Here is a 1853-nt window from a genome sequence, read left to right as displayed (position 1 = left end):
CTGCTGCCGTGGTCCGCCCCCGCCGCTTTTCCCGGTGGGGCGCGGGGTTCGTGTGGGCCACCCCCCCCACAATTGTAATGTGGGCCGGGGCCCCCTGGGTACCGCCCCCCGCCCCCCCGTCCGCATGTGCCTGCACCCGCGACCCTGGCGTCGGAAGGGAAGCCCCGGTGCTGAACGCCGGGCAGCAAGACACCTGGAGAACCATGCGCGTCCTTGTAACCGGTGGTGCTGGATTCATCGGTTCGCAGTACGTCCGCCGACGGCTGGACTCGGATCCGTCGGCGCGGGTCACCGTCCTGGACAGACTCACCTACTCGGGGGTCGAGGAGAATCTGGCCCCGGTGGCGGGGCATCCGGGCTACGCCTTCCTCCACGGCGACATCTGTGACCCGGACGTCGTCGACCAGGCGATGGCGGGCCAGGACGCGGTGGTCCATTTCGCCGCCGAGTCGCATGTGGACCGGTCGATCGACGGGGCGGGTCCGTTCGTCCGCAGCAATGTGATGGGCACGCAGGTGCTCCTGGACGCGGCCCACCGACACGGTGTCGGCCGCTTCGTCCACGTCTCCACCGACGAGGTCTACGGCTCGATCGGCGAAGGCTCATGGACCGAGGGGTGGCCACTGGCGCCGAACTCCCCCTACTCCGCGTCGAAAGCGGGCTCCGACCTGCTGGCGCTCGCCTACCACCGCACCCACGGCCTGGACGTGGTGATCACCCGGTGCTCCAACAACTATGGGCCCTACCAGTTCCCCGAGAAGGTCATTCCGCTCTTCATCACCAACCTCATCGACGGGAAGACGGTCCCCCTCTACGGAGACGGCCGCAACATCCGCGACTGGGTGCACGTCTTTGACCACTGCCGGGGTATCGACCTGGTCCTGCACGGCGGCAGGGCCGGGGAGGTCTACAACATCGGCGGCGGGACCGAGCTGAGCAACCACAAGCTCACCGGACTGCTGCTGGACGCGGTCGGCGCGGGCTGGGACCGGGTCGAGTACGTGGCCGACCGCAAGGGCCACGACCTGCGCTATTCGCTGGACGACAGCAAGATCCGGGAGCACCTCGGCTATGTCCCGCAGGTGTCCTTCACGGAGGGCCTGGCGGCCACGGTCGCCTGGTACCGCGCACACCGCTCCTGGTGGGAGCCGCTCAAGAAGAGGGCCGAGCTGCGATGACCACGAGCTGGCTGGTGACCGGTGCACGCGGGCTCCTCGGCCAGGACGTGCTGGCCGAGCTCGCCGCCGATCCGGACGCCACGGTGACGGGACTGAGCCGGGACAGGCTCGACATCACCGACCCGGCAGCCGTCCGCGCCGCCGTCACCGGGCACCGAGTGGTCGTCAACTGTGCGGCGTGGACGGATGTCGACGGCGCCGAGGGGTCCGAGGCGGCGGCCACCGCCGTGAACGGCACCGGTGTCCGCCACCTCGCACACGCGTGTGCGGACGCCGGCGCCGTCCTGCTGCACATCTCCACCGACTACGTATTCCCGGGCGACGCTCGCCGCCCGTACCCGGAAGACGCGCCGACGGGGCCCGTCAATGCGTACGGTCGAAGCAAGCTGGCGGGGGAGCGGGCCGTCGTCGGACTGCTCCCGCACACCGGCTACATCGTGCGCACCGCCTGGCTCTACGGCGCGCACGGACCGAACTTCGTGGCCACCATGCTCGAACTCGCCGCCCGGCGCCAGACCTTGGACGTGGTGGCCGACCAGCACGGTCAGCCGACCTGGTCCCGGGCGCTCGCCCGGCAGCTGGCCGCCCTCGGCCGCGCCGCGCTGACCGGACGCGCACCGGCCGGCATTTACCACGGCACGGCGGCGGGCCGCACCACATGGTGCGGTCTGGCAC

2 protein-coding genes are annotated in these 1853 nt (G+C 70.8%); both read left to right on the top strand.

Annotation, left to right across the window (positions count from 1 at the left end):
* The first annotated feature begins 203 nt into the window (after positions 1–203).
* Positions 204–1178: a dTDP-glucose 4,6-dehydratase gene (rfbB, locus tag ACFW2E_RS46170; RefSeq protein ID WP_384477986.1), complete on the top strand. Its 975-nt coding sequence runs from the start codon at positions 204–206 to the stop codon at positions 1176–1178.
* The coding region (gene rfbD, locus ACFW2E_RS46165) for a dTDP-4-dehydrorhamnose reductase (RefSeq protein ID WP_384477983.1) at positions 1175–1853 on the top strand (679 nt) is incomplete at its 3' end. The genes rfbB and rfbD, both read left to right, overlap by 4 nt.

The sequence above is a fragment of the Streptomyces sp. NPDC058964 genome (assembly GCF_042741275.1).
GTDB lineage: Bacteria > Actinomycetota > Actinomycetes > Streptomycetales > Streptomycetaceae > Streptomyces.
The sequence above is the reverse complement of the archived record's forward strand: the minus strand, read 5'-3'. Positions and strand labels throughout refer to the sequence as shown.